Annotated in this window: 24 protein-coding genes; 9 read left to right on the plus strand and 15 right to left on the minus strand. The window is 33.0% G+C overall.

What is annotated here, in order from left to right; genetic code table 11:
- Positions 1-113 precede the first annotated feature (113 nt).
- Together FLACOL7796_RS10685 and FLACOL7796_RS10690 are read left to right on the plus strand one after the other, a co-directional pair.
- Positions 114-485, plus strand: a complete 372-nt coding sequence (locus tag FLACOL7796_RS10685; RefSeq protein WP_173970779.1) for a BlaI/MecI/CopY family transcriptional regulator — start codon at positions 114-116, stop codon at positions 483-485.
- A complete protein-coding gene (locus FLACOL7796_RS10690; RefSeq protein ID WP_173970780.1) occupies positions 482-1,705 on the plus strand; it encodes a M56 family metallopeptidase in 1,224 nt (407 codons plus the stop codon). Before FLACOL7796_RS10685 ends, FLACOL7796_RS10690 begins: the two co-directional genes overlap by 4 nt.
- A gap of 303 nt (positions 1,706-2,008) precedes the next feature.
- Here FLACOL7796_RS10690 and FLACOL7796_RS10695 read toward each other — a convergent pair whose 3' ends face one another.
- Positions 2,009-3,373, minus strand: a complete 1,365-nt coding sequence (locus FLACOL7796_RS10695; RefSeq protein WP_173970781.1) for a saccharopine dehydrogenase family protein — start codon at positions 3,371-3,373, stop codon at positions 2,009-2,011.
- Positions 3,374-3,567: 194 nt separating this feature from the next.
- On the opposite strand from FLACOL7796_RS10695, the gene FLACOL7796_RS10700 reads away from it, so the two are divergent.
- Together FLACOL7796_RS10700 and pckA are read left to right on the plus strand one after the other, a co-directional pair.
- Positions 3,568-3,954, plus strand: a complete 387-nt coding sequence (locus tag FLACOL7796_RS10700; protein ID WP_173970782.1) for a DUF423 domain-containing protein — start codon at positions 3,568-3,570, stop codon at positions 3,952-3,954.
- 300 nt (positions 3,955-4,254) lie between these two features.
- Complete coding sequence (pckA, locus tag FLACOL7796_RS10705) at positions 4,255-5,859, plus strand: phosphoenolpyruvate carboxykinase (ATP) (RefSeq protein WP_173970783.1); 1,605 nt, start codon at positions 4,255-4,257, stop codon at positions 5,857-5,859.
- Between the two features lie 164 nt (positions 5,860-6,023).
- Here the strand turns inward: pckA and FLACOL7796_RS10710 are convergent, their stop codons facing one another.
- On the minus strand, positions 6,024-7,082 hold the full coding sequence (locus FLACOL7796_RS10710) for a phytase (RefSeq protein WP_173970784.1): 1,059 nt from the start codon (positions 7,080-7,082) through the stop codon (positions 6,024-6,026).
- A 73-nt stretch (positions 7,083-7,155) separates the two neighbouring features.
- Complete coding sequence (locus tag FLACOL7796_RS10715) at positions 7,156-9,966, minus strand: TonB-dependent receptor (protein ID WP_173970785.1); 2,811 nt, start codon at positions 9,964-9,966, stop codon at positions 7,156-7,158.
- A gap of 236 nt (positions 9,967-10,202) precedes the next feature.
- Between FLACOL7796_RS10715 and FLACOL7796_RS10720 the strand changes: the two genes are divergently transcribed.
- Positions 10,203-11,303 carry a DUF4407 domain-containing protein gene (locus tag FLACOL7796_RS10720; protein WP_173970786.1) on the plus strand — a complete coding sequence of 367 codons (1,101 nt, stop codon included), beginning with the start codon at positions 10,203-10,205 and terminating at the stop codon, positions 11,301-11,303.
- A gap of 114 nt (positions 11,304-11,417) precedes the next feature.
- Here the strand turns inward: FLACOL7796_RS10720 and FLACOL7796_RS10725 are convergent, their stop codons facing one another.
- The 8 genes from FLACOL7796_RS10725 to FLACOL7796_RS10760 all read right to left on the minus strand — a co-directional run bounded on the left by FLACOL7796_RS10725 (position 11,418) and on the right by FLACOL7796_RS10760 (position 17,732).
- Entirely contained in the window at positions 11,418-12,134 is a 717-nt protein-coding gene (locus FLACOL7796_RS10725; RefSeq protein WP_173970787.1) for a PH domain-containing protein, read from the minus strand.
- Positions 12,135-12,205: 71 nt separating this feature from the next.
- Complete coding sequence (locus FLACOL7796_RS10730; RefSeq protein WP_173970788.1) at positions 12,206-12,577, minus strand: MmcQ/YjbR family DNA-binding protein; 372 nt, start codon at positions 12,575-12,577, stop codon at positions 12,206-12,208.
- An 8-nt stretch (positions 12,578-12,585) separates the two neighbouring features.
- Positions 12,586-12,936, minus strand: a complete 351-nt coding sequence (locus FLACOL7796_RS10735) for a DUF4260 domain-containing protein (RefSeq protein ID WP_173970920.1) — start codon at positions 12,934-12,936, stop codon at positions 12,586-12,588.
- Positions 12,936-13,334, minus strand: coding sequence for a GNAT family N-acetyltransferase (locus FLACOL7796_RS10740; protein ID WP_173970789.1), 399 nt, complete (start codon positions 13,332-13,334; stop codon positions 12,936-12,938). Before FLACOL7796_RS10740 ends, FLACOL7796_RS10735 begins: the two co-directional genes overlap by 1 nt.
- Positions 13,335-13,375: 41 nt before the next feature.
- The gene (locus FLACOL7796_RS10745; RefSeq protein WP_173970790.1) at positions 13,376-14,176 is read right to left on the minus strand and encodes a cyclase family protein; all 801 of its coding nucleotides are present in this window, start codon (positions 14,174-14,176) and stop codon (positions 13,376-13,378) included.
- A gap of 87 nt (positions 14,177-14,263) precedes the next feature.
- Positions 14,264-15,421, minus strand: a complete 1,158-nt coding sequence (gene hemW, locus FLACOL7796_RS10750; protein ID WP_173970791.1) for a radical SAM family heme chaperone HemW — start codon at positions 15,419-15,421, stop codon at positions 14,264-14,266.
- Between the two features lie 77 nt (positions 15,422-15,498).
- Positions 15,499-16,053, minus strand: a complete 555-nt coding sequence (gene ruvC / locus FLACOL7796_RS10755; protein WP_099710470.1) for a crossover junction endodeoxyribonuclease RuvC — start codon at positions 16,051-16,053, stop codon at positions 15,499-15,501.
- 5 nt (positions 16,054-16,058) lie between these two features.
- Positions 16,059-17,732 carry a WG repeat-containing protein gene (locus FLACOL7796_RS10760; protein WP_173970792.1) on the minus strand — a complete coding sequence of 558 codons (1,674 nt, stop codon included), beginning with the start codon at positions 17,730-17,732 and terminating at the stop codon, positions 16,059-16,061.
- 178 nt (positions 17,733-17,910) lie between these two features.
- Here FLACOL7796_RS10760 and FLACOL7796_RS10765 point away from each other — a divergent pair, with 178 nt between their 5' ends.
- Positions 17,911-18,855 carry a lysylphosphatidylglycerol synthase transmembrane domain-containing protein gene (locus FLACOL7796_RS10765; protein WP_173970921.1) on the plus strand — a complete coding sequence of 315 codons (945 nt, stop codon included), beginning with the start codon at positions 17,911-17,913 and terminating at the stop codon, positions 18,853-18,855.
- 204 nt (positions 18,856-19,059) lie between these two features.
- Positions 19,060-20,166 (plus strand): glycosyltransferase family 2 protein, encoded by a 1,107-nt coding sequence (locus FLACOL7796_RS10770; protein ID WP_394367909.1) that lies wholly within the window; start codon positions 19,060-19,062, stop codon positions 20,164-20,166.
- A gap of 399 nt (positions 20,167-20,565) precedes the next feature.
- On the opposite strand, the gene FLACOL7796_RS10775 is transcribed toward FLACOL7796_RS10770, so the two are convergent.
- A complete protein-coding gene (locus FLACOL7796_RS10775) occupies positions 20,566-21,051 on the minus strand; it encodes a hypothetical protein (RefSeq protein WP_173970793.1) in 486 nt (161 codons plus the stop codon).
- A 47-nt stretch (positions 21,052-21,098) separates the two neighbouring features.
- Entirely contained in the window at positions 21,099-21,482 is a 384-nt protein-coding gene (locus tag FLACOL7796_RS10780; protein ID WP_173970794.1) for a hypothetical protein, read from the minus strand.
- 49 nt (positions 21,483-21,531) lie between these two features.
- On the opposite strand from FLACOL7796_RS10780, the gene FLACOL7796_RS10785 reads away from it, so the two are divergent.
- Together FLACOL7796_RS10785 and FLACOL7796_RS10790 are read left to right on the plus strand one after the other, a co-directional pair.
- On the plus strand, positions 21,532-22,032 hold the full coding sequence (locus FLACOL7796_RS10785; protein ID WP_173970795.1) for a DUF456 domain-containing protein: 501 nt from the start codon (positions 21,532-21,534) through the stop codon (positions 22,030-22,032).
- 272 nt (positions 22,033-22,304) lie between these two features.
- Positions 22,305-22,907, plus strand: a complete 603-nt coding sequence (locus tag FLACOL7796_RS10790) for a DUF937 domain-containing protein (protein WP_173970796.1) — start codon at positions 22,305-22,307, stop codon at positions 22,905-22,907.
- Positions 22,908-22,974: 67 nt separating this feature from the next.
- Here FLACOL7796_RS10790 and FLACOL7796_RS10795 read toward each other — a convergent pair whose 3' ends face one another.
- Both FLACOL7796_RS10795 and FLACOL7796_RS10800 read right to left on the minus strand, forming a co-directional pair.
- Positions 22,975-23,883, minus strand: a complete 909-nt coding sequence (locus FLACOL7796_RS10795; RefSeq protein WP_173970797.1) for a pseudouridine synthase — start codon at positions 23,881-23,883, stop codon at positions 22,975-22,977.
- Between the two features lie 356 nt (positions 23,884-24,239).
- Positions 24,240-25,196, minus strand: coding sequence for a geranylgeranylglycerol-phosphate geranylgeranyltransferase (locus FLACOL7796_RS10800; RefSeq protein WP_173970798.1), 957 nt, complete (start codon positions 25,194-25,196; stop codon positions 24,240-24,242).
- Positions 25,197-25,258 lie beyond the last annotated feature (62 nt).

Genomic DNA, 25,258 nt, shown 5'->3' on the forward strand with positions numbered 1-25,258 from the left:
AGATTTAGCGAATTAAACGGATTGTCGCGGATTTTTTTTTAGAATATAGATTGTTCTTAATCATCAAAAAAACTCAGCAACTTAGAATCTCAGAACCTTAGCACCTTAGAAATATGCAACTATCAAACTCAGAAGAACAATTAATGGAACATCTTTGGAAGCTTGAAAAAGCTTTTATGAAAGATTTACTCGAAGCCTATCCTGAACCAAAACCGGCAACAACAACCGTTGCAACGCTTTTGAAACGAATGATCGATAAGAAATTCGTAGCCTATAACGAATTCGGAAATTCGAGAGAATATTATCCTTTGGTCGAAAAGACGGTTTATTTCTCGAAACACGTAAACGGATTAATCAGCAGTTTTTTCAATAATTCGGCATCACAATTTGCTTCTTTTTTTACAAAGGGAACCAATTTGTCAGCATCAGAATTAGAAGAACTTAGAAAAATAATCGATTCAGAAATTCAAAAAAAGAAAAAATGATACTCTATCTTCTAAAATCAGGAATACTGCTTTTGGTTTTTTACGCAGTATATAAATTGTGGCTTGAAAACGAAAAAATGTTTCGTTTCAATCGCATTTATTTGTTAGGAAGTTTGGTGTTTAGTTTCGTGATTCCGTTGCAGGTTATTTCGTTTAATGCTGGTTTTTCGAACAAAATTGGATTCATTCAATTAGAAGAGTTGGTCATTCAAAAGAGCAATGAAAAACTGGGAACAATTTCTTTTGATGATTTTGCAACCGTTTTTATTGCAATGGTTTATGTTTTTGTCGTTTTGATGTTATCGATTCGCTTTGTTTTGAATTTGTATTCATTTTATAAAAGAACAAAAAATAATGAGATACAATTTGTACAAGGAGAAAAAATAGTTTTAATCGAAGAGCCTGTTTTACCGCATTCGTTTTGGAAATCTATTTTTATCAATAAAAATGAATTCGAAAAAGGTAAAATTCCATCAGAATTAATAGCGCACGAAAAAGCACATTTAGATCAAAAACATACGTTGGATATTCTTTTTATAGAAATTTTTCAAATCGTTTTTTGGTTCAATCCTTTGCTTTTGTTTTATAAAAAAGCAATCAAACTCAATCATGAATTTTTGGCAGATGAAGTTGTAAATATTCAATTTCAATCTGTTAGAAATTATCAGAATCTATTATTAGATTTTGCTTCAAATAAAAACACAGTTGCTCTGGCAAGTAATATTAATTATCTAATAACTAAAAAACGTTTACTGATGATGACCAAAAAAGAATCTCCAATTAAAATTGTATTAAAAGTATTTAGTGTAGGCGTAATGTATGCTTTATTATTGTTTGTTTTTAGTACAAAAGCGACTGCTCAAAAAGGATCAAATAAATCAGATGTAAAAGATAAAGATCTTTATACGATGGCCAATATTGAGAAACTGCCTGAGTTTCCGGGCGGACTTACGGAATTCTATAAATTTATTGGCAAAAAATTTAAAATGCCCGCAGAAGCTCAAAAAAATAAGCTTGAAGGGAAAGCTTATATGCAATTTATAATCGAAAAAGACGGAAGCTTATCAGACATTAAAACACTACAAGATCCTGGTTACGGGATAGGCGATGAGGCAACCCGCGTCCTGAAGCTTTCTCCAAAATGGACAGCTGCAACTCAGGAAGGAAAACCCGTTCGAGTGATGTACAGTTTGCCAATTACGATTCAGTCTAATAAATAAGTTTTCTTTTGAGGTTCAAAGGAGCAGAGGGACAAAGGTTCAGAGGTTTCTTTTGATATTAATAGACTCCAGCTAAAGCTGGAGTTTTTCTTTAGAAAGATTTGGCTTTAGCTGAAATATTTAATCCAACCAGCATATATTTTAGATAATTCTACAACAATTATTCAAAAACATTTGTGTCTTAGTGCCTTTGTCCCTCTGCACCTTTGTCCCTTAAAAAGAAAAAATCCGCTTCTAGTCAGGAGAAGCGGATAAAATTAAAAACTAAAAAAAAAATTCTAAAAAAACCAACAAAACCAGGCCTTAAAATAAGTCTGGATTATATCCAAAGTAAGGCATGTTTTGTTCATTAAAAATCACCCCATATTCCTCTAACTCCTTTAAGATAGGCTGATAAACTTCTTTTTTTATCGGAAGTTGTACGCCCGGAGTTGTAATTTCTCCATTCAAAATCAATAATGTTGCCATTGCAACCGGCAATCCCACCGTTTTTGCCATAGCAGTATAAGTTTGATCGTCGCCAATACAAACCATTTTAGAATCGATTTGCTGTTTTTTACCATTCAGTTCATAGCCAAACTTATGGTACATGACAATCATATCTTTATCGTTAGGCTCAAGAGTCCAACTGTCTGATAAGATTTTTTCTAATATCTGAGCAGGAGTAGCATTAGGCAAATCGACCTTTTTGTCCGGATTAAATAAATCCAGTTCCAGAAGTTTATCCCACATAATATCGTCCTGATCGATTTTTAAAATCAATCGCGTTTTAATCTCTACAGAATCTGTTGGATGATATGGCAAAAATGAATTAACGAACTGGCGATAACTCATGTTTTCAGAATCCTCCATAATATAACTATCGTCCGTCATGCCCAATTGCACAAACATGTTCCATGCTTTTGAGTAACCCACTCTTCTAATCGTTCCGCGATATAAAGTCAGGATATCATCTAAACCATAAATCGATCTGTATTTAAGAGAATCCCGATTCGAATACGCTTCGAATTTTCCGTAACCTTCAACCTCCAGAAATTCGGTTCTGCGAAATACAGTTGCGTATGGGATATATTTATAAGTACCTTCCTGAATAAACTTTGCCGCGCCGCCTTGTCCCGCCAAAACTACATTTCTGGGCGCCCAGGTAAATTTGTAATTCCATAAATTATTATCACATTCAGGAGCGACTAATCCGCCGCAAAAAGATTCAAAAAGCAACATATTACCGCCTTTTGCTCTGATTTCATCAATAACTTTCATGGCACTCATATGATCGATTCCGGGATCAAGGCCAATTTCGTTCATGAAAATCAAATTATTTTTCTTAGCTTCTTCATCAAGAGCCTGCATTGCATCACTTATATAAGAAGCTGTAACAAGGTGTTTTTTGAATTCGATACAATCTTTGGCAATTTCGATATGCAAATGAGCTGGCAACATCGAGATCACGATTGATGCTTGCTGAATCGCTGCTTTTCTTTGTTCGGTATCAAAAATATTTAAAGCAATTGGAGTAGCGTTAGGATGATTCTGAGTCTTTTTTTCGGCCAAAGCCAAAGACAAGTCTGCCACAATAAGATGTAGGTTTTCGCTTTCTGATTTGGCTAATAAATAACGAATTAGCGACGATGCAGATCTGCCTGCTCCAAAGATTAAAATGCTTCTCATGTTTTAAATTTGTAACACAAATATATTAAATTGTTAAATATGTAACAATTATAATTTTGTAAAAGTGCATTATTTTTTGATTTGAAGCTAAATTGTCATGAATTTCTTTTTCCGTAAAAGATTTTTGAAAACTAAAATGCTTTTTAAAATGTATTGAAGTATTTTTGTTGAAGAATAAAAAAAGTATAGAAAATATGAAAAGAAGAATTGTTTTAGCAGCAGCTTTTATGGGAATGTTATCGATTATTTTGGGCGCTTTTGGTGCACATTTATTAAAGAGATATTTATCTATAGAAGAACTTAATACTTTTGAAGTTGGTGTTCGTTATCAAATGTATCACGCTCTGTTTTTACTCTTTCTTTCTACCAGAAAAGATATCGCCGAAAAAACCTTAAAAGCAATCTATAATTTAGTTGTTGCAGGTGTACTTCTTTTTAGCGGTTCGATCTATTTATTAGCTACAAAAAGTCTTACAGTTTTTGATTTCAAAATTATCGTATTCGCAACACCTGTGGGTGGTTTTTTATTAATTATTGCTTGGGCGGTATTATTTGTTACGATTTTGAGGAGAAAATCATAAAATCCCGAATAAAAAATTTTATCTAAAAATTAATCTTTAATTTTGTCTCATAAATAACATATAATCTTATTTATGTGAATTTTTCTTGTTTTTTACTTTAATGAGTAAATAATATAACAAATTCATTTAATGGATTATAAGAAAACAAATTTGAAGCGGTTATTTTTTTATTTTATTGATTTTAAAGATCAAATTTTACTTTATTGATATAAATAAAAGTAAAATTTAATTTTTTTTAAAGGATTAACAATAAATCTGTAATTTTGCTTCTTACTAAATATCACACACAACTTAAAATTTATGGACAGTCACACCGTTTTCACGCAATCGATTTCGCTAAAGGAGTTAGGAATTGAAAATGCAAAAGTTCGTTACCAATTATCTGCTGATGAATTGCATGCGATCACTTTGCAATTAGGCCAAGGTGTTGAGAACTCTACAGGCGCATTGGCAATTAATACAGGTGAATTTACAGGACGTTCTCCTCAGGATCGTTTTATTGTAAAAGATAGTATTACAGAAGATCAGGTTTGGTGGGGAAATGTAAATATTCCTTTCGACCCAACTGCTTTTGAAAAATTGTATAATAAGGTAACTCAGTTTTTATCAAACAAAGAAGTTTTTGTTCGTGATTCTTATGTTTGTTCTGATGCCAATTATAGATTAAATGTTCGTGTTGTTACAGAAACGGCATGGTCGAACTTGTTTTGCTACAATATGTTCTTAAGACCAGAAGAATCTGAGTTAGCCAACTTTACTCCGGAATGGACGGTGGTTTGTGCACCAAGTTTTATGGCAGATCCTGCGGTAGACGGAACACGCCAGTCTAATTTTGCGATTTTAGATTTTACTAAAAAAATTGCACTTATTGGAGGAACAGGTTATACTGGAGAAATGAAAAAAGGAATTTTTTCTGCTTTGAACTTCATTTTACCAGTTTTCAAAAATACATTACCAATGCACTGTAGTGCTAATGTTGGTGAAGCCGGAGATACTGCAATTTTCTTTGGATTATCAGGAACCGGAAAAACAACTTTATCAGCAGATCCTGCACGTAAGTTAATTGGAGACGATGAGCACGGTTGGACTGCAGAAAATACTGTTTTTAACTTTGAAGGTGGTTGCTATGCAAAAGTTATCAATTTAACCGAAGAAAACGAACCGGACATTTTTAGAGCAATCAAAAAAGGAGCACTTTTAGAAAATGTGGTTTTCAAACCGGGAACAAACGAGGTTGATTATGATGATGTTTCAATCACTCAAAATACACGTGTAAGTTACCCAATAACACATATTGATAATATTCAGCCAGGATCTATAGGACATAATCCTAAAAATATATTTTTCTTAACGGCAGATTCTTTCGGAATTTTGCCTCCAATTTCTAAATTAACTCCGGGTCAGGCCGCTTACCATTTTATCTCAGGATATACAGCGAAAGTTGCCGGAACAGAAGCAGGAGTTACAGAACCACAACCTAATTTCTCGGCTTGTTTTGGAGCACCATTTATGCCATTACACCCAACACGTTACGCAGAAATGCTAACTAAAAAAATGAAAGACGCAGACGTAAAAGTTTGGTTGATCAATACAGGTTGGACAGGCGGAGCTTACGGAACAGGAACCCGTATGAAATTAAAATATACTCGTGCCATGATTACCGCTGCATTAAACGGAGAATTGGACAATGTAGAGTTTAAAAATCATGCCGTATTTGGAATCGCAAAACCACAATCTTGCCCAAATGTTCCAGCTGAAATTTTAAATCCTAGAAATACTTGGGAAGACAAAGATTTATACGATAAAAAAGCAATTGAATTGGCTCAGAAATTCAAAGCGAATTTCGCCAAATTTGAAGAGTTTGCCAATGCTGAAATTTTAGCCGGCGCGCCAATTACAGAATAAGGAAGATTACTAATTCAAACTAAAAAAAGCTGTTCGTTATGAACAGCTTTTTTGTTTATATCTCAGTCTCAGTCTCAGTCTCAGTTTTCAGTCTCAATCTCAGTTTTCAGTTTCAGTTTTCAGTCATAGTTAAGAAACTGAAAACTGAGACTGTGACTGAATACTTATTTCTTAGATTCGTCGATACGTTTCTGGATTAAATCCCAGGCGTAATAATGAAACGTCATTCCGTTGCTCATGGCTACGAAAAGTCCGTTTTTGAAATTTCCTCCTAAATTTACGCTGGTAACATCTGCACCATCACATTCAATAGTCGATGTTGGAATTTCAGCCAATAAAGGATAATCGTTCGGATTGCCTTTTGCACCTTCTCTTGGGTATACCATAAAAGTATTTGCTTGTTGGTTTGACACTAAAATATATCCCGTAGAATCTGTTTTTTTGTAAATAGCGATTCCTTCATTATCGGCTTTAAAGCCTGTTTTTCCAAAAATTGTCAATTCCTTATTATCATTTAAAGCGGGATCGGCTTTGTATTTTCTGATTCCGAATTGTTCGTCGCAATATAAAACAGTTCCTAACTCGTTGTCAACCGCAATAGCTTCAATTTCTTTCTTTCCGCTGTAAGCACCAAACTTACGAACTACTTTTGCTGTTGCAAATTTGCCGTTTCCGGAAAGTTCATATTGCCATAAATAACTTCCTGATGGTCCTGATTTTCTGCCTACAATAGCAAAAATTTTACCGTCGCTTTTTCTGGTGTATAAAGCAATTCCCATTGGGTCACGTAATTCTTCACCTTCAAAAACAGCAATTCCGCCATTGTCAATTGCTTTTAAATCAGGCAAACTAAAAACTCTTATTTTGTTTGATTCGCGTTCTGTGGTTACTGCAACATCTACTTTCTTTCCGTCTATTAATAAACCGTAAGCGATATCAACATTATTCGGGCGCTTTAAAACTTCAGATTTTGCAACTATTTTTCCCTTTAAATCAAAAGCATACAAAGCACCGTCTGTATCTTTATCTGTTCCTACGATAATACTTTTAGAAGCATCAGTTGGGTGAATCCAAATCGAAGGATCATCTGTATCGTGAGGCAAAGCTTCGGTAACAACTGTAGGTTTTACTGCATTTGCAGCAACAGGAGCAAGTTTGTCATCTTTACAAGCGATGAATAAAGTACTTAAAAGTAAAAAGGCTATTATAGATTTATTTTTCATTATGGATTTTATTTAATAAAACTAGACAGAACCGCTAAGTTCTGTCTAATTTAAGCATTTTATAAATTGATTATTACAAGTCAAGTTTCAAACCAAAATTATATCTGGCCTGGTAGTACTCTGCTTGTTTGGTATGCGCCTGAACTCCCTGGTAGTAACGTAAAGGCTGGTTAGTTAAGTTGTTGGCTTCAGCAAAAAGACGAAGTTTTGGTGTAATCTTGTAAGAAGCATTCGCATCTAAGAAAAATTGTTTGTCGTAATAACTGTCTTTGTACGATTCTGAACCTAATTCATCTAAATAATCTGAAGTGAAATTAGTCGAAACTCTCGCAGAAAAACGTTTGTTTTCCCAAGATAAAGATCCGTTAAACATATGTGGTGTTGTTCCCGGAAGACTAATATTGTTTCTTTCGTTCCCGTCTTCGTCAGCAATTCCTTTTGCTTTAGATTTTGTGTAAGTATAGTTCAAATAAATACCAAATCCTTTAAGAAATTTACCTGGAAGGAAATCTAACTGACGTTGAAATGCAACTTCGAAACCATAAACATCAACTGTATCTCCGTTTCTTGATTGCAGGAACGACCAGTTTTCTCCCGCTGGAATTGGATTAGTCTGATTAGGGAAGTCAGCAGCAAATTTTGCAGCATCGTATTGATTATCGCTATAATTGTAAATGAAGTTGTCTAATTTTTTATAGAAAACACCTCCTGAAATTAAACCAACAGATTTAAAATAATTCTCGGCCATGAAATCATAATTGTACGAGTAAGTTGCCTCAAGATCTGGATTTCCGGCTGTAATTTCTTTATCAGCAACAATATTGTTTACATAAGGAGCCAATGCATAATAGTTAGGTCTTGCTAAAGCAGTTGTAACAGCAGCTCTTAAAACTAAATCTTTTGTAGCATTATATTGTAAAGAGATACTTGGCAATAAATTAGTATACGAGTTTTTAGTATTGATTTGGCTTTCTAATTCTTCTTCATCCAAAACACGATTTCCGGTATAGTCAATATGTGTATTTTCGACTCTGAAACCTAAAACCATAGATAATTTATCATTAAAATCCTGATCCCATCTTACGTAAGCAGCATAAATACTTTCTTTGGCATTGTAATTTACTGCTAAATATTCTGCAGGATCCGCTGATTTATCAAATAAAGTAGCATTATTTAAATCTAAACTTCCTAAAAAGCCTGCCGAAGCAAAATTTCCCGGAACATATTTGCTTCCCGGATTAAAATTTTGACCATCATAATAACTGTTTGGAACTTGCGATAACAAAGCCATGTCTGTACCAATTGGCGTGTAAGCGTAGAAATTGTTATCTCTTTCTTTTTCTTTCAATCGAAGTCTAAGTCCGGTTCTTAATCTTCCTTTTTCAGAAGGAATAATGGTAAAAGGGAAACGAATATTAATTTTTGCTCCAAATTCGCTTTCGCTGGTTTCATCTGTATTTTCAGTAACCGTTTGAAATTTGAATTTATCTAAAGCTTCTCCAGTTGTTGTAACTAAAGGAAATCTGGTATCTGATAAATCCTGAGTCATATCAAGACCTTTCTGACGGTATTCGATATAACGTTCTCCCGGACGATATTCTCTTGCTTTTGCATAATTGGCAGACCAGTCTAAGTCTAATTTAGAATTGATTAAATGCTCTCCGCGAATCGAGTAATTCTGAACACGTTGGTCTTCTAATCTTCTGTTTTTATCACGATTATTATCGATTCCACCTTTTGTCTGACGTTTTACACGACCTTCAAAACCTGTAATTTGTTCTCCGTTATAAATAGGTTCGATATCATCATAAGTAGTTCTAAAACGGTTTTCTCTATCGTCTCTCCAGTTATAAATAGCATTGGCAAAAATGGTGTTATTTTCATCAAATTTATAGTCTAAAGCTACAGATCCGCTACGACGAATACGTTGTACATCATATTTTCTAATTTCTGATGCTTGCAGATATTCATTCCCGAATTTATCTTTTACCCATTCGTTTTCGATATTATCAGAACCATAATTTACATTATTGTAAGATCCGCTAAAAACAGCTCCAAGTTTATTGTCTAAAAAACGATTTCCGTAAACTAAACCAGCGGTGTAAGTAGCATGTTCGCGAATTGGCATATATCCACCCGCAAGTGTTGCTGAAATTCTTTCACCATTTGGAGTTGCTCTTGTTACTAAATTTACAGAACCTCCTATAGCATCAGCGTCCATGTCTGAAGTCAGGGTTTTGTTAACTTCGATAGTCGAAATCATGTCAGACGGAATTAAATCCATTTGAACGTTTCTGTTGTCTCCTTCTGCAGAAGGGATTCTGTCACCGTTTAAAGTTACAGAGTTTAAAGATGGAGCCAAACCTCTAATAATAATGTTACGCGCTTCACCCTGATCATTTTGCATCGTGATACCAGGAACACGTTTTAAAGCATCTCCAACATTGGCATCCGGAAAACGCCCCATTTGATCAGATGAAATAATGTTTCCGATGTTTTTACTGTTTTTTTGTTGATTCAAAGCTTTAGCCTGACCTTTTAAGATGTCCCCAACAACTACTTCGTTCAATTCAGTTCCCGAAGTTTTAAGTGCAAAATCTAGTACGTTATTTTTTCCTTGTTCTACTGTAATTTCATGAGTTATGGCAGTATATCCTATATATTTTACTTCGACTTTGTAAGTTCCAACATTAATGTTTAATAACTCAAAACGTCCGTTGTAATCTGAAACTGTGTATTTGTTTTCTCCTACAATTTGAATCATTGCTCCCGGTAACGGAAGTTTGTCATCAACATCTAATACTTTTCCTGAGATTATGGCTTTTTGGGCATAACCCGAAAAGGCTAATAGCATAAATGTTACTACTAAATAAATTTTTTTCATTGTGTTTTAGTTTGTTTAATTGCGAAACTAGAACCTTAATGTTATTAAAGACGTTGAAAAAAATTAACATAGTGTTATGATTCCCCTCAAGATTAGAAATAGATTAATGTTAAAATAACATTTAATAAAAAAGGATTTTTTATGGCCTGCAACTAAAAACAAATCAACTATTTATCTCAGAATTAAATTTTTGGCGCTAAATTTGCCCTATCAATCACAATCAAAAATCATCAATCATGCTTAAACAATTTTTTATCCTGTGTTCAGGAGCTGATCGTGACCTGCTCAAAGGTTGCTCAGAAGGCGAACAAACCAAATATGTTGGTATTGGTGCCACCGTTTTTTTTACAGCCGTTATGGCTTTTCTTGCCAGTGCTTACGCGCTTTTTACTGTTTTTGACTCTATTTATCCGGCTTTAATTTTTGGATTTGTATGGAGTTTATTAATCTTTAATTTAGACCGATTTATCGTTTCGACGATTAAAAAAAGAGATCGTTTTTTTGATGAATTTCTACAAGCAACGCCTCGTATTATGTTGGCAGTTATTATTGCCATCGTAATTTCGAAACCATTAGAGATTAAAATTTTCGAAAAAGAAATCAATACCGTTTTATTAAAAGAAAAAAATGAAATGGAATTGGCCAATAAAAAACAAGTTGGTAATTATTTCAAATCAGATTTAGATAAAAATAAAGCTGAGATTGCAGCTCTGAAAACAGATATACTGAACAAAGAAAAAGAAGTAAACGCACTTTATTCTACTTATATCACAGAAGCTGAAGGGACAACCGGAACTAAAAAATTAGGTAAAGGTCCTGTTTATAAAGAGAAACGAGAAAAACACGATGCAGCTCTCAAAGAGTTTGAAACTCTAAAAGCCACCAACGAAGCAAAAATTGCCGAGAAAGAAAAAGCAGGCAAACAATTGCAAGCGGATTTAGATAAAAAAGTATCGCAAACACAACCCATCATCGAAGGTTTTGATGGTTTAATGGCGCGTATAAATGCTTTGGATAAATTGCCGTGGTTACCTTCATTCTTTATTATGTTGCTGTTTCTGGCGATCGAAACTTCTCCTATTATTGCGAAATTACTAGCTCCAAAAGGCGAATTCGATTTTAAACAAGAGGAAGCCGAAACGGCCATGAAAGCAACTTTGGCACAAAACAAATACCAACGTGATTTATTAGTAAAAACAAGTGCCGAAATGCATGATAAAGTTTATGCTGATATCGCCGAAGATAAAAGCTTATACGATCTGCAGCGTAAAAATGCAAAGGAGTTATTAGAATTGCAATCGAATAGTTTTGTAGAAAAGCAGAAAGCTACTTTGTAAAATGTAGTTTGTAAAAAAGTAATCTGTAAAATGTAAAAAGTCTTAAGTTCAATTAGAGCTTAAGACTTTTTTTATTTCTAATAAGAAGTCATTTCACTTCTCACAAACTACATTTTACATATAGCTTAGTATTTCTTTTTTGTAAGCATCATATTCACCTTGCATGATCAAACCGTTATCAAGCAGCTTTTTATAATTCTGTAATTTATCAAAAAGTTCTTCTTTAGATAAATCACTTAATTTACGATCTCCAGTTGCAGGTTGAGCTGGCTGAATTGGCTCATAAGTTTCTGTATAAGATGGAGTAGCAGCTGGCATAATTTCAGCAAAACTTGTTACTTCTTCAGTTTCAACTTCTTCAACTTCCTCTTCGATATCATCTTCTTCTTCAACAACCTGAGCAGTTTCTACAATTGGTGTTTCGGCAACAACAGGATTTTTTATTAAATCTAATTGTTCTTTTGCGTAAGTATATATTTTTCTGGCCTGGATTTTCGGGATATAATCAATCGAAATTGATAAATCAGTATTAGTATTGAATGAGAATTCAGAACCTAAAATATTTTCTTTTACAAAAGCACCCGCAACATTATCCCAGGTATAATCTGTAAAATCCATCGAAAGACCTAAATTTTTAGGCTGACAAATAATGATTCGCTTGTTTGTTAATACAATACTGTCAGGAAAAACAGTAAGTGCCGGTTTTTTTTGAACGGCAATATATCCAATTTCTTCACCTTTCATCAATAAATCATTGAGTTTTGAAGTGACTTTTTCAATCGCTTTTGGATCTTGTTCTTCGTTCAGAAATTTTTTAAATTGTTCTTTCATGGTTGTATAAGTTGCTAAGTTATCTAGTAACTAAGTTGCTAAGTTTTTTTCTTATGATGCAAATGTAATGCCTAATTTTCTAATTCAATAATTTCATTCTGAATTTTCTTTGTCAAACTTTTGAAAACCAATTCATACGAATGATCTATTAATTCCTTGATCAAAGTATTCGATAAACTTCCGTTTAAAGCAATCGTATTCCAATGTACTTTGCTCATATGAAAGCCTGGTTTTATGTCGTCATATTCTGCTCTTAGTTCCTGGGCGCGTTCCGGATCACATTTTAAGTTTACCGAAGGCTCATTTTTTTCCCATTGTAAAAGAGAAGATAAAGCAAACATTTTTCCGCCTACTTTAAAAACCAAAGTATCTTCATCAAAAGGAAAATGTTCGCTAGCTCCTTTTTTCGAAAGACAATATTCGTAATATGTTTCCAGATTCATAATAATTTCTATTTACCAATTTCGCCCAAATGAGTATATTTAAAGCCACTTTCGTATTTTAAACCGTAACCAAAAATTCGATCCATTGCTGAATGCGAAAATAAAATAATTCCCGTTAATTGAATAATTTCGATACTGAAATAACATCCTAAAGCATAAATTAAAAGCGCGATTCCTTTATGATGAAATACGTTATAAAAAAACGCACCGCTTTTATTTCCAAAAAGATAACCTAACATTGATAAATCAGGGGCTAAAATTAAAACTAAAAACCACCACCATTCAAAACTCAAACGGCTGAACAAATAGATTCCTAAAATAAATAAAGCAGCTTCTTCGAGTTTAAGTATTGTTTTCATCATAATTTTTTCTCCATTAATTTTTCTGGATGTTCCAATTCAGTAAAACCAAATTTACGATATAAAAAATGTGCATCAGTAGTGGCCAATCGCCATATTTGAATGTTTTTAAGAATAGGTTCATTCATCATATTTTCAATTAAAATAGACGAATAACCTTTGCCACGATGTTCTTCGGTAATAAAAACATCCAGCACGTAACCGAAAACTACATAATCGGTAATTACTCTTGCAAAACCAATTTGTTTGTCGTTCAGGTAAATTCCAAAACAAACCGAAGCATCAATTGTAGTCTGAACTTCTTCGATGGTTCTTCCCGCAGCCCAATAAATGTCTTTTAGAAAGTTTTGTATAAACGGAACGTCAAGTTTAGTTTTATCTGTAGAAACGTTAATCATAGTATCCAGTCTCAGTTTTAAGTATTCAGTAAATCTAAAATCTACCCTTTAAAATCTACAATTTTATATAATATTGGTTTGCTAGGACTTGCATCATTTTCAAACGAAGCGATTTGAAGATTTAGTATGTATTCTCCATCTTCAATTTCGTCCTGAACATAAATCATCTCTGTAATTGTAGCATTCAATCTGGCATCAGCATTTAAATGTAAAGTATCTTTTACGTTCCAGAATGCTTTGTGTGCTAATAATTTTCCTTCGTCATGTTCTTTGTCAACACTTGGTAAATCGATTAGCAAATGTTGAATTTCGCTTTCGCGGATGAAAATCGCTGCTTCTTCAGATAAATAAGGTGGATTTGTATTCGAATATTTTCTTGATTTTTTATCTTTTTGATTTGGAAGTGTTCTGATAATTAAAGCCTTTGTCTTGCTGAGCGGAGTCGAAGCGCTGCCCAGTGATGTCACAGTGAGCAAAGTCGAAATGCTTTCTTTCGTAATCACCAAATCATCCCCAATCTTTTCAGGTTCAACCGTAATTAGTTTTGCAAAAAAGAAGAAATTTTTTAATGTCTGATTAATGCTGTAAAAATCATTGGTAATATGTCCTAAACATTCCGTGTGCGTTCCGTGACCATGCGGATTGAAGAAAATATTATTAAAGTTTGTTGATGATTTTCCTTCAGAAACTTTCCCAATCCAATCTCCAAAAACTACGGGTTCAATAACCGGTTTTTCGATATACCAAGCAATCGGGTTTTCGTCTGTATTGGTTAATGGGATAGAGATATCAATGGGTTTTGATAAGTCGATTTGATATTTATTGTCTATAAGTGCTAGCATAATGGAACACGGATTTTACGGATATTCTAACGCAGATTTTACAGATTTATCAGCGTTGCTTGCATCCGTTTAATCAGCGTCCAATTTTTATTCTTCCAAATTTAGATAAAATAAATCTGAAGCAATTCCATCCGTTAAAAATTTTCCTTTTGCGGTTGGTTTTAGGATATTGTTTTCTATTGAAAGCAATTCGTCGTTTAAGAATTTTTGAGATTGTTTTTTCAGATAAGTCAAATATTCCAATCCAAATTCCTTTTCGATTCTTTCTAATGAAACACCCCAAATGGTTCGCAATCCTGTCATAATATATTCGTTATAACGATCAGAAATTGTTAAGGTTTCTGTCTCGATTGGAAGTTCATCATTTTGAATCGACTTTAAGTAAAGTGAATTATTCGCTACATTCCAGCCTCTTTTTTCGCCATCATAGCTATGTGCCGAAGGCCCAATTCCGATATATTTTTTACCCAACCAATAAGCCGAATTGTTTTTAGAGAAATAACCTTCTTTACCAAAATTCGATAATTCGTAATGAATAAAGCCATTTTTCTGAAGCGTTTCGACCAGAATCATAAAATGATTCGAAGCCACTTCATCTTGAGGTTCAGCAATTTTTCCGGTATCGATTAATTTTCTTAAAGCTGTTTTTGGTTCAACTGTCAAAGCATAACTCGATATATGTGGGATTCCAAAACTCAAAGCCGTTTCGATGTTTTTCTTCCACATTTCGTCGGTTAATCCAGGGATTCCGTAAATTAAATCGAGCGAGATATTATCGAAATATTTTGTTGCTTCTGTTAAACAATTTATGGCTTCCGCCGAATTATGAGCGCGATTCATCATCTTTAAATCTTCTTCATAAAAAGACTGAATACCAATGCTTAAACGGTTTATTGAACTTTTTGATAATTCGAAAATTCGTTCTGCAGATAAATCATCAGGATTGGCTTCGAGCGTGATTTCCGGATTTTCGACAACATTATAATTGTTATAAATTTCAGATATTAAAAAGTTTATTTCGTCATTCGTCAACACCGAAGGCGTTCCTCCTCCAAAATAAATAGTTTCAATTTGATTGTCACTTTGAGCGGAGTCGAAAAGCTCGAACTCATTCTTGCGCATGACAATTTCTTTGGCTAAAGCCAAAACCATATCATCTTTCTTTTTCATCGAAGTCGAAAAATGAAAGTCGCAATAGTGGCAAGCTTGCTTGCAGAAAGGAATATGAATGTAGATACCGCTCATTTTGTAGTTTTCAGTCTCAGTCTCAGTCTCAGTTTACAGTCTCAGTCTCAGCTGTAAACTGTGACTGCGACTGTAAACTATTTTCTAATCTTGTCTTCGTTTTGTTTTACAAAAGCATCCCAGCCCGTATAGCTTTTTCCGGCAACTATTTTGCCTGAGTTAAAGAAATGACAAACTGCTGCTGCCAAACCATCTGTTGAGTCTAGGTTTTTAGGTAATTCTTTTAAACCTAAAAGTTGTTGCAGCATTTTGGCAACTTGTTCTTTACTGGCATTTCCGTTTCCGGTAATCGCCATTTTTATCTTTTTAGGTTCGTACTCAGTAATCGGAATATCTCTCGAAAGTCCCGCTGCCATTGCAACACCTTGTGCACGCCCCAACTTTAACATCGATTGCACGTTTTTACCAAAGAAAGGCGCTTCAATAGCAATCTCGTCAGGATTGTGCGTTTCGATTAGTTCAATGGTACGCTCAAAAATGATTTTTAGTTTTTGGTAATGATTGTCATATTTGGACAATTGCAATTCGTTCAATTGCAAAAACTCCATTTTTTTATTGATGACTTTTATCAAACCAAAACCCATAATGGTGGTTCCGGGGTCAATACCTAATATGATGCGTTCTTTTGTCAAGTTTTTTAATTTAAATAAGAGAATTTCTTTTCAACTTCTTCCTTAGAGATATTCTCTTTAATTATTTTGTTTTTATTATTTATAATGAAATACTTTCCATTTTTTAAAACATAAAATTCATCTACTTCCTTTTTTGCAGCAAAGGCTAAATCTGTATATATTTTTTCATACTCAAGAGGTATTATACTTTTATTATTAATGTTTACCACGCCATATTTGCCATTTTTAGAAAGAATAATTTTGTTATTATCGATGTAAAACAAACTATCATAAATAACCGGAATCACAGTTTTTCCTTCTTTGGTAATCAAACCATTCTTATTGTTTTTGCTAACAAAATGATAATTAGAACCTGGACCATATTCGACCCAATTTGACATTTCACTATATTCAAAAGGAATAACTATTCTTCCTAATCTATTTATAACGCCATATTTATTATTTTGTTTAGCTATGAAAAAGTTTTTATTGTCATAAAAACAAGGAGACAAATCCTGATAATCGAAATTTAAAATTGTTTTTAAATTTTTACCGATAATTCCGGCTTTGTCGTTTTTGCTTATGATATAATAATCGAGATCTTTCCCAGTCATTATTGCATCATTGTCTATTGGATATAAAATTTGGTTATCTGAACTAATAATACCAGATTTTCCTTTGAGTTCGACTACTGTATTTGCTGTTCCGTTAAAATCTTGAATTACATCATACATGAAAGGAATAATTATTTGTCCTTGAGCATCAACTACGCCATACTGTTTTTTAAAATTCTGAATGATATAAACTCTATGAATTTTTTTGCCCAATCGACTAAAATCAAAGCGATAATCTTTTATTTTGTCATAGATTTTATTTCCGCTTTTATCTAGTAAAGTAATATAATTTTTATTTTTTCCTTCGAAGATTTCAGATTCATGATAATCTTCTTCGGGATGTTCTAATGTATCATATTCCGGTTTAACTATTTCTTTTCCAAATTCATTTATAATTCCATATTTGTGATTTTTAGAAACAATTGCAATTCTATTTTGATTGAATCTTTCTCCGGAATCATATTTTCCAAAAGGAATTACTTCTTTTAAATTTTTATCTAAATATGCGGTTTGATTATTTTTTCTAACCAAAATCAATCCGTTTCTCCAAAAAGTACTTCCATTTTCTCCTTTTAAACTAATGTCCGTTACAAAAATTTCATCATATATAAAATCTGTTTTTTGTTTTCCCTTATAATCGAAAAATGCCCATTTCCCTTTTTTGTTCAATGTAATTAAACTGTCAAATGTAGCTTCATTGGCATTTTGATAATTGATTGAAATTATCTCTTTTCCTGTTTGATTTATAAATCCAAACTTATTATTTTTTTCTACAAGTGCTAATCCAGAGTTTGTAAAATCGCTATTATTATCAAATTGAATAGGGATTACTATTTTTCCTTTTCTATTTACGAAACCATACTTACCATTTTTTTTGACTGAAGCCAATTCATGATTAAATAGATCAATGTCATCATATTCGAAAGGAACTATAATTTTTTGATTAATATCAATATAACCATGTTTATTGCCTAATTCAGCTAATATCATTCCTTTCTCATCAATAGGATTTAAAAATTTATATTTTCCTAAAGGGATAATAGAATTTCCTTTTTCATCATTAAATCCCCAAGAATTTTCTCCCATGATTCTAATATATGTTCTAGGTTGGTTTTTAGAGTCAACTTTATTACATGAATAGAATAGGAAGGATACTAAGAATATTTTAATGAATAGTTTTATCATATTTTGATATGGATAATCGATGATTTTAATCTTTAGAAAAACGAATATTATTCGTACTCAAATTGATTACTTTTGCGGCATGATTTCAATTCCTCACAAAGCTAAACAATTCCTAGTTCTTCTGATCAAACTTTTGATTGTAGGTGGTGCATTTTATTTTATTTATAATCAGTTAGCGAATAATGACAAACTCGATTGGCAAAAGTTCATTACGCTGTTTCGCAAAAATCAATCGGTTTTAGGAATTGGATTTATATTGCTTCTAAGTGTTTTGAATCGTTATTTCGAGATTTTGAAATGGCAGAATCTGGCCAAAGTAATTCATGAAATTTCATTAGATGAAGCGACAAAACAAGTTTTAGCGGCACTTACAGCCGGAATCTTCACACCAAACGGAGTAGGAGAGTACGCCGGAAAAGCTTTGTTTTACCCGAAATCTGAAGCTAAACAAGTGGTTTTTCTGAACTTGATTTGCAACGGAATCCAAATGATTTTAACGGTGATTTTTGGTCTTTTTGGATTGTTGTATTTTAATGCTAAATATGAGGTTATTACGACTCGAACGGTAGCGATTTTATTTGGAGGTTTTGTATTGCTTTTTATTGTTTTGTTTTCACTAAAGAAAATAAAAATCAAAGGATATTCGATCGAAAAGTTATTGCATAAAATCAATGAAATCCCGAAAGCGGTTCATCGCAAAAACATTCTTTTAGGCGTTTTGCGTTATCTGGTTTTCTCACATCAATATTATGTTCTGTTTTTGGCTTTTGATGTCGATTTGCCTTATTTTACACTAATTGCGACCATTGCTGTAGTTTACTTTTTAGCTTCGTCATTGCCTACTTTTCAGTTTTTGGATTTTGCGGTAAAAGGAAGTGTTGCTATTTATTTCTTCGGAATTTTAGGTGTAAACGAATGGATTGTAGTTTTTATCAGCACTTTGATGTGGTTTCTTAATGTGGTTTTGCCTGTAGTTATCGGTGCTTATTATGTGTTGAATTTTAAAAGTTCTCCGAAGATTTAAGATCAGTTTTTAATGATTAAGTAATATTGTATAGTCCCTCCGGGACAAAATATTTTTGACAAAGTAATTTTGTTACCAATATTTAATCTCTACGAGATATACTGCGTTAGGAGTTAAATGTTGGTAGAAATAATAGAAACAACATCGGTAAAATGTCCCGTAGGGACTACATTTATTCATGAAAAATGATTTAAAATAAACGTTATGATTGCCATTATTCTTAGTGTAATTTTAGTTATTTATTTTTCAAGTATTGGCTTGCTTATTTATGGTTTTACCAAAGTAAAAAAGTACCAAAATAACAATCTAAAACCTCAAACGAGTTTTACCGTTATAGTTCCGTTCAGGAATGAAGAAGAGAATTTACCAAACCTTTTGCAAAGCCTTTCAAACTTAAATTATCCGAAGGATTTATTCGAAGTAATTTTAGTGGATGACAATTCTAGCGAAAAATTCCAAACTTTAAATTCCAAATTCCAGGTTTCTATAATCGATAATATTAGAGTTTCGAATTCCCCTAAAAAAGATGCTATTTCTACGGCAATGCAACACGTAAAAACCAATTGGGTTATTACTACAGATGCTGATAGTCTGGTGCCTGAAAACTGGCTTTTAACGTTCGATAATTATATTCAGCAAAATGATGTTTCGATGTTGGCGGGCGCCGTAACTTATGAATGTAAAAATTCATTTCTGGATCATTTTCAGCAATTGGATTTAACGAGTTTGCAAGGTGCTACTATAGGAAGTTTTGGACTTCATAAAGCTTTTATGTGCAACGGAGCCAATTTTGCCTACACGAAATTTTTGTTTGAAACATTAAAAGGGTTTGATGGAAATGATACAATAGCCAGTGGCGATGATGTTTTTTTATTGCAAAAAGCGGCTAATTTGTTCCCGGATAAAATGCATTATTTAAAAGCAGAAGATGCCATTGTGGTTACAAAACCAACTGAAAACTGGAAAACATTATTCTATCAACGAGTGCGTTGGGCAGCAAAGACAAGCTCATATCAAAGCAGTTTCGGAAAGATTTTGGGATTGATTGTTTTCTTTGGGAATCTGAGTTTTGTAATTGGTTTTTTTGCCTTTGTTTTTGGGATTTGGCCTTATCCATTTTTTGTTTTGTTTGTCTTTTTTAAATTTATAATTGACTTTGTTTTGCTTTATAAAGCCAATCAGTTTTTAACGAAATCGAGAATAAAGAATTTGATTTTAAGTAGTTTACTATATCCTTTTTTTAGTTCAGCTGTAGCTTTGTATAGTTTGTTTGGAACGTATGAATGGAAGGGAAGAAGATTTGGGAAATAAATCTCAAATTTTATTTTGTTGTTGTTTTTGGGAACGATAAAATAGCACGCGGATGACACTGATTCGCTTTGCGAAAGCGCGGATTTATGCGGATTTTTTTATTTTATTCTCAATTTTGTCATCCTGAGGAACGAAGGATCACACATAAAACTCTGTAAAGAAATTCGTCAATCTTTGTCGTGTTACATGTTGATATATGGAAATGTTTAAAAATCTGCGTGTTAAAAAAATATTTCTTATGATGAAAACAGAATCCCTAGCCCTGATGGGAGGGAAAATCCTTTTGTGCCGGTGTTCGGCATAAAAGATTGGAAGGAACAGCAGGAAATAGCTCCTAAAAATCCAGTAAAAAAATAATTATTTAAATGAACTTACATCACTTATATGGTGAAGAAAAAACTATTCTTTCCCTTTTTCTTTAAGAATAACAGGCAAAATAAATTGGGTTTTTACCGGAAGTCCGCGTTTTAAGGCAGGATTTATTTTAGGAAAATCGACTAACCTCGCATGCAAAATACTATCGATTTTGATGGTGTCGTAAGCAACAGAATCTTTAGGAAATTGCGGTTCGAATTTCATGGTCGAGTTAGGATAAACCGTTACTTTTACCTGAATTGTGTCGAGTTCAGGATACAATATTGAAAGAGTGTCTATATCTAGTTTTTGCTGAATAAGTTGCGCCATAACTTCAAAAAAGCATTGTTGGCGTTGTTTTTTATTGGCGATTTTTTCGCAATTTGCTACAGATGGATATTCGTCAACTTCTTTCCAGTTGATTGATTTTAATTCTTTTTGAAGTAACTCTTTTTCAGACGGAACCTGCTTGTCAATATATTGACAAGAATTGAAAGATAAGATAACTAAAAAAAGGAAAAACTGCTTCAAGATTTTGATGTTGAATTGAATGAACAAATTATGGTATAAAAATACGATTATTTTTTTTGAGAAGCTTTGTATTGCAGATAATCTTCATAGCTTTCTAAAAGCCATTTTTCTTTGTTTTCTGCTGCAACTTCTTTTTGATCAGGATATAAGGCAGACAATCGGTCTGAAAAAGTAGCGATTTGAACCGTGTAGTTGTAAAAATCTTTTCTTGTTAAAACAACATTTGGATCATTTTTGCGATTAAAGTATTCAAAGAAAAGTGTGTCAAATTCTTTCATAGAAAAATTTAAAACTTTTTTCTTCTTACTTTTATAAATACTATCCTGAATTAATTGATCGTCGACAGACAGTTTTTTAACTTGTGCGTAAGTAGTATTGTTGATTAAAATAATCAAAAAAACAAATAATACAAATTGCAAAAGTCTGCGCATTTACGGGCTTTTTTAAAAAGTTTGTAGGTGCAAAATTACAAAAAAATATATGGATTTACTATTGTTGTTGCTTGGTTTTATATGTATGATTGTGGGCATTTTGGGTAGTTTTCTGCCTGTTTTGCCAGGTTTGTCCTGTTGTTGGGTCGGCTTGTTATTGCTGTATATGACAAAAGCGGTCGAGAATAATTATTGGGTTTTGGGTATTACGCTTGTTATCACGATCATAATTACGGTTCTCGATTATGTAATTCCGGCAAAAGGAACCAAGAAATTTGGCGGAAGTTCGTACGGAATTTGGGGAACTAATATTGGGTTGATCGTTGGAATTCTGGCTCCCATACCTTTTGGAGTTATCATTGGTCCTTTTGTAGGGGCTTTTGTGGGCGAGATTATTTACGATTCTAAAAATCACAAACGAGCACTAAAAGCGGCAACAGGATCCTTACTCGGTTTTCTGGCTTCTAGTTTTATCAATTTTATGTTTTGCATTATATTTCTAGGTATATTTTTGAGTGTGACATGGGAATATCGAAACTTTTTGTTTTAATTGTGTAACAATTATTTAGCTTTTTTCTTATTTTTTGCTTTTTTTAGTAAAATTTACAAAAAAATAATTTCACTTTGGTTTGATAACGAAAGGGTTATGTTTGCTGACACGAGCAGTTTTTTTTGTTAAACAACTGTTAATCGATCGCGCATGTATTTCACTTATTTTTTGGAAATGTTAAAATATTTTATATTTTTATCCTGATAAACGATAAAAAGCCTCACTTTATCGGTTATTTTGAATAGATTTAAATAATTTTAAACCATTTAAGTATGACTCCAAACCTACAAATTGAACTTAGACGTTTTATTTCTTCTAATGTTGTTTCAAAGTTAAACAAGTTTTATTTTGAAAATGATGCACTTTTAATAAAGGGAATTGATGTTTCGATAGGTACAGTTTTAATGGGGTTATATAATAGGGCCGAGGAACCGGATTTTTGCAAAGACGTTGTCTCGCAAATAGAAGAAGATTCGACCTTTTATCAGGAAGTCGATTTTACATCCGGTCGAATTTTATCAGTAGATGATTGTTACCGTTTAGAAGGAAACTCGTTACTGAAAGAAATTTTTACCAATAAAAAAGGTAGAATTTCTGAAATGATCTCCAACGAAGTCGGAATCAAAAGTGAGACAGCAAGAGAGATCTTAAACTTTTCAGCCTTATTAGTTGCTTCTTATCTTAAAAACAATATCCAATTGTTAGACAGTCTAAAACTACTACTAGACGATCAAAAAAGAGATATTCTTAATAGCATTCCTCCCGGAATCAAAATTATCTTAGGTTTTTCATGTTACGAAACAGTAGAAGAAAAAAACCAATCTATCGGAAGATCCATTTTTACCCTTTTCGGTCATAACTTTTTCAGTTTCTAGAATAAAAAAATCCCGCCTTACAAAGTAAAACAGGATTCTATATTTAGATCAATTTTTTAAAGCGTTCTTAAACGTTCTTCAAGTTGATGATTTCCTGGTCTGTCAAAAAGCGCCAGTTACCTCTTGGTAAATTCTTTTTGGTTAAACCAGCAAACGATACACGGTCAATACGCAGAACGTCATAATCAAAGCTTTCGAAAATTGCACGAACCACTTTTACATTCGATGAACGTAATTTAAGGCCCACTTCGCTCTTCGCTTCTTTCTCGATATAACTAATTTCTTCAACAAAAACGCGGTGTCCGTCAAGAACCAAACCTTTGCTTATTTTTTCTAAATCTTCAAATTTCAAGTTTTTATCTAGAGAAACCTGATAAATTTTAGATGATTTCTGACTCGGTAAAGTAAATTTACGAATCATATCAGTATCATTCGTAAACAACAACAAACCAGTCGTATTCTTGTCCATTCTTCCAATCGGAGCAATTTTTGCCGTTGTAGAACCACGAACAAGTTCAAGAACGTTACGGTATTCCTGACCTTCGTCAAGAGCCGTAGTAAAGTTTTTAGGTTTGTTCAATAAGATGTATTCTTTCTTTTCAGGAGTTAAAACAACACCATCAAAATTAATAACATCATTCAATTTTACTAAATAACCCATTTCAGTTACCGGAACACCGTTTACTTTAACGTTTCCAGACTGAATGTATATATCAGCATCACGACGCGAACAAACACCAGAATTAGAGATGTATTTGTTCAAACGAATTTCGTCTGCAGCTTTTTGTCTTTTTGGAGCCTGATTCTGTTTTTTAAGTTTTTGTGCGGCTTCTTCTTCCGCAGCCTTAACAGCAGGTTTCACTTTTTTCGGCCCTTGGGCGCGCTTCGCCATAGGAGGTTTTGGCTTGTTAGAGTTTGGTCTAGAGCTATTTGGCCTAGAACCACCTCTTTTATTATTGCCTTCCTTATTGTTCATAAATTCTGTAATTTGTGCAAAGATAGTTTATTCTTGCTAAATAATCCTAAGTTCATTGTTCTTAGATTAATAGCTATTATTTTTTGGACTTGCAGGAGCAGTACAATCGGCTTTTTTTAGGCATGTTTTCCCGCTTTTGTTCCAATCTTTTGTTTTTTTAAAGAAAAAAAACAAAAGGATTTCCACGCAATCGGGGCTATTTTTCAGGCAATTGGCTTTTTTTAGACATTTTGAGAGTAGGGTTTTGCCACAAAGATTCACTAAGTTTTTTTAAGCTTTGTGTAATTCTGTTATTATTCTTTCAAACAAAAATCAGCGAAAACCAGCAAAATCAGTTAAATACTTGAGCAAATCTTCTAAGACTTTAATAGCAAATTCTTCCCGTGCCACAAAATACTCGGATTAATCAAAACAATGCAACAAACGCCGGAAACAATCAAAAACTTCAATACGTTATGAAGCAGTAAATATTGTTCTTTAGAATCCGATTTCCATAAATAAATCAGGAAAAACAATAAAACTCCAAAACACACATAAAAGTAAATATCCATATAACCCACATCATAAATGTTGATTAAAATATATACCGGAACAACTGTCAGGATTGTCAAAGCGGTGATTATTTGTTTAGAAACTGCTTCGTTATAAATAATCGGAATTGTTCTGTAATTGTTTGCCAGATCTCCTTTTAGATTCTCTAAATCTTTTATCATTTCGCGAATCAATAATAACAAAAACAAGAAAACCGCATGTGCCGAAATCACCATAAAATGACTCATATGATCCTCGATCTCTTCAAACGAAATCTTATTATAGAAATACAACAAAATCGCAAAAAAAGGCAAAACAGCCAAAAATGCAGCAGTCAAATTGCCTACAATAGGATATTTTTTTATTTTATGAGAGTAAAACCAAATCAGGAAAATATATGCCGAAAAGAATAAAAAAGCACGCCAGGAAACAATCAAAGCCATCAAAGCGCCAATAAAATTAAGCGTAAAATAAACCGACAGTTTCGTTTTTTGACTCACCAAACGATCCAGCATCGATTTGTTGGGCCTATTGATTAAATCCTTCTGACTGTCATAAAAGTTATTGATAATATATCCGGAAGCAATGGTAATTGCCGAAGCAAAAACAATCAAGAATAAATTGAAATCTAGTAAAATGTCAAGCGCTCTTTTCTCAGGAGCCAATATAAAAATCGCAGATAAATATTGCGCCAAAACAATAATCGGGATGTTATAGCCTCTCACTACCGAGAACAAACTAACAATTTTCATGACTAAAAGTTTGTGCTGTCTGCTTAACATTTTTTAAATTTCGTTTGGGATTTTAATTTAAGGCTTATTTTTGAGGTGAGTTTCTAAGCAAA

The sequence above is a fragment of the Flavobacterium bizetiae genome, assembly GCF_902804475.1.
GTDB classification, from domain to species: domain Bacteria; phylum Bacteroidota; class Bacteroidia; order Flavobacteriales; family Flavobacteriaceae; genus Flavobacterium; species Flavobacterium bizetiae.

Excerpts from the sequence above, each read along its gene's own strand:
- FLACOL7796_RS10685 (WP_173970779.1), top strand. The coding sequence starts at position 114 with ATGCAACTATCAAACTCAGAAGAACAATTAATGGAACATCTTTGGAAG.
- FLACOL7796_RS10690 (WP_173970780.1), top strand. The coding sequence starts at position 482 with ATGATACTCTATCTTCTAAAATCAGGAATACTGCTTTTGGTTTTTTAC.
- FLACOL7796_RS10695 (WP_173970781.1), bottom strand. The coding sequence starts at position 3,373 with ATGAGAAGCATTTTAATCTTTGGAGCAGGCAGATCTGCATCGTCGCTA.
- FLACOL7796_RS10700 (WP_173970782.1), top strand. The coding sequence starts at position 3,568 with ATGAAAAGAAGAATTGTTTTAGCAGCAGCTTTTATGGGAATGTTATCG.
- pckA (WP_173970783.1), top strand. The coding sequence starts at position 4,255 with ATGGACAGTCACACCGTTTTCACGCAATCGATTTCGCTAAAGGAGTTA.
- FLACOL7796_RS10710 (WP_173970784.1), bottom strand. The coding sequence starts at position 7,082 with ATGAAAAATAAATCTATAATAGCCTTTTTACTTTTAAGTACTTTATTC.
- FLACOL7796_RS10715 (WP_173970785.1), bottom strand. The coding sequence starts at position 9,966 with ATGAAAAAAATTTATTTAGTAGTAACATTTATGCTATTAGCCTTTTCG.
- FLACOL7796_RS10720 (WP_173970786.1), top strand. The coding sequence starts at position 10,203 with ATGCTTAAACAATTTTTTATCCTGTGTTCAGGAGCTGATCGTGACCTG.
- FLACOL7796_RS10725 (WP_173970787.1), bottom strand. The coding sequence starts at position 12,134 with ATGAAAGAACAATTTAAAAAATTTCTGAACGAAGAACAAGATCCAAAA.
- FLACOL7796_RS10730 (WP_173970788.1), bottom strand. The coding sequence starts at position 12,577 with ATGAATCTGGAAACATATTACGAATATTGTCTTTCGAAAAAAGGAGCT.
- FLACOL7796_RS10735 (WP_173970920.1), bottom strand. The coding sequence starts at position 12,936 with ATGAAAACAATACTTAAACTCGAAGAAGCTGCTTTATTTATTTTAGGA.
- FLACOL7796_RS10740 (WP_173970789.1), bottom strand. The coding sequence starts at position 13,334 with ATGATTAACGTTTCTACAGATAAAACTAAACTTGACGTTCCGTTTATA.
- FLACOL7796_RS10745 (WP_173970790.1), bottom strand. The coding sequence starts at position 14,176 with ATGCTAGCACTTATAGACAATAAATATCAAATCGACTTATCAAAACCC.
- hemW (WP_173970791.1), bottom strand. The coding sequence starts at position 15,421 with ATGAGCGGTATCTACATTCATATTCCTTTCTGCAAGCAAGCTTGCCAC.
- FLACOL7796_RS10760 (WP_173970792.1), bottom strand. The coding sequence starts at position 17,732 with ATGGGAGAAAATTCTTGGGGATTTAATGATGAAAAAGGAAATTCTATT.
- FLACOL7796_RS10765 (WP_173970921.1), top strand. The coding sequence starts at position 17,911 with ATGATTTCAATTCCTCACAAAGCTAAACAATTCCTAGTTCTTCTGATC.
- FLACOL7796_RS10770 (WP_394367909.1), top strand. The coding sequence starts at position 19,060 with ATGATTGCCATTATTCTTAGTGTAATTTTAGTTATTTATTTTTCAAGT.
- FLACOL7796_RS10780 (WP_173970794.1), bottom strand. The coding sequence starts at position 21,482 with ATGCGCAGACTTTTGCAATTTGTATTATTTGTTTTTTTGATTATTTTA.
- FLACOL7796_RS10785 (WP_173970795.1), top strand. The coding sequence starts at position 21,532 with ATGGATTTACTATTGTTGTTGCTTGGTTTTATATGTATGATTGTGGGC.
- FLACOL7796_RS10790 (WP_173970796.1), top strand. The coding sequence starts at position 22,305 with ATGACTCCAAACCTACAAATTGAACTTAGACGTTTTATTTCTTCTAAT.
- FLACOL7796_RS10795 (WP_173970797.1), bottom strand. The coding sequence starts at position 23,883 with ATGAACAATAAGGAAGGCAATAATAAAAGAGGTGGTTCTAGGCCAAAT.
- FLACOL7796_RS10800 (WP_173970798.1), bottom strand. The coding sequence starts at position 25,196 with ATGTTAAGCAGACAGCACAAACTTTTAGTCATGAAAATTGTTAGTTTG.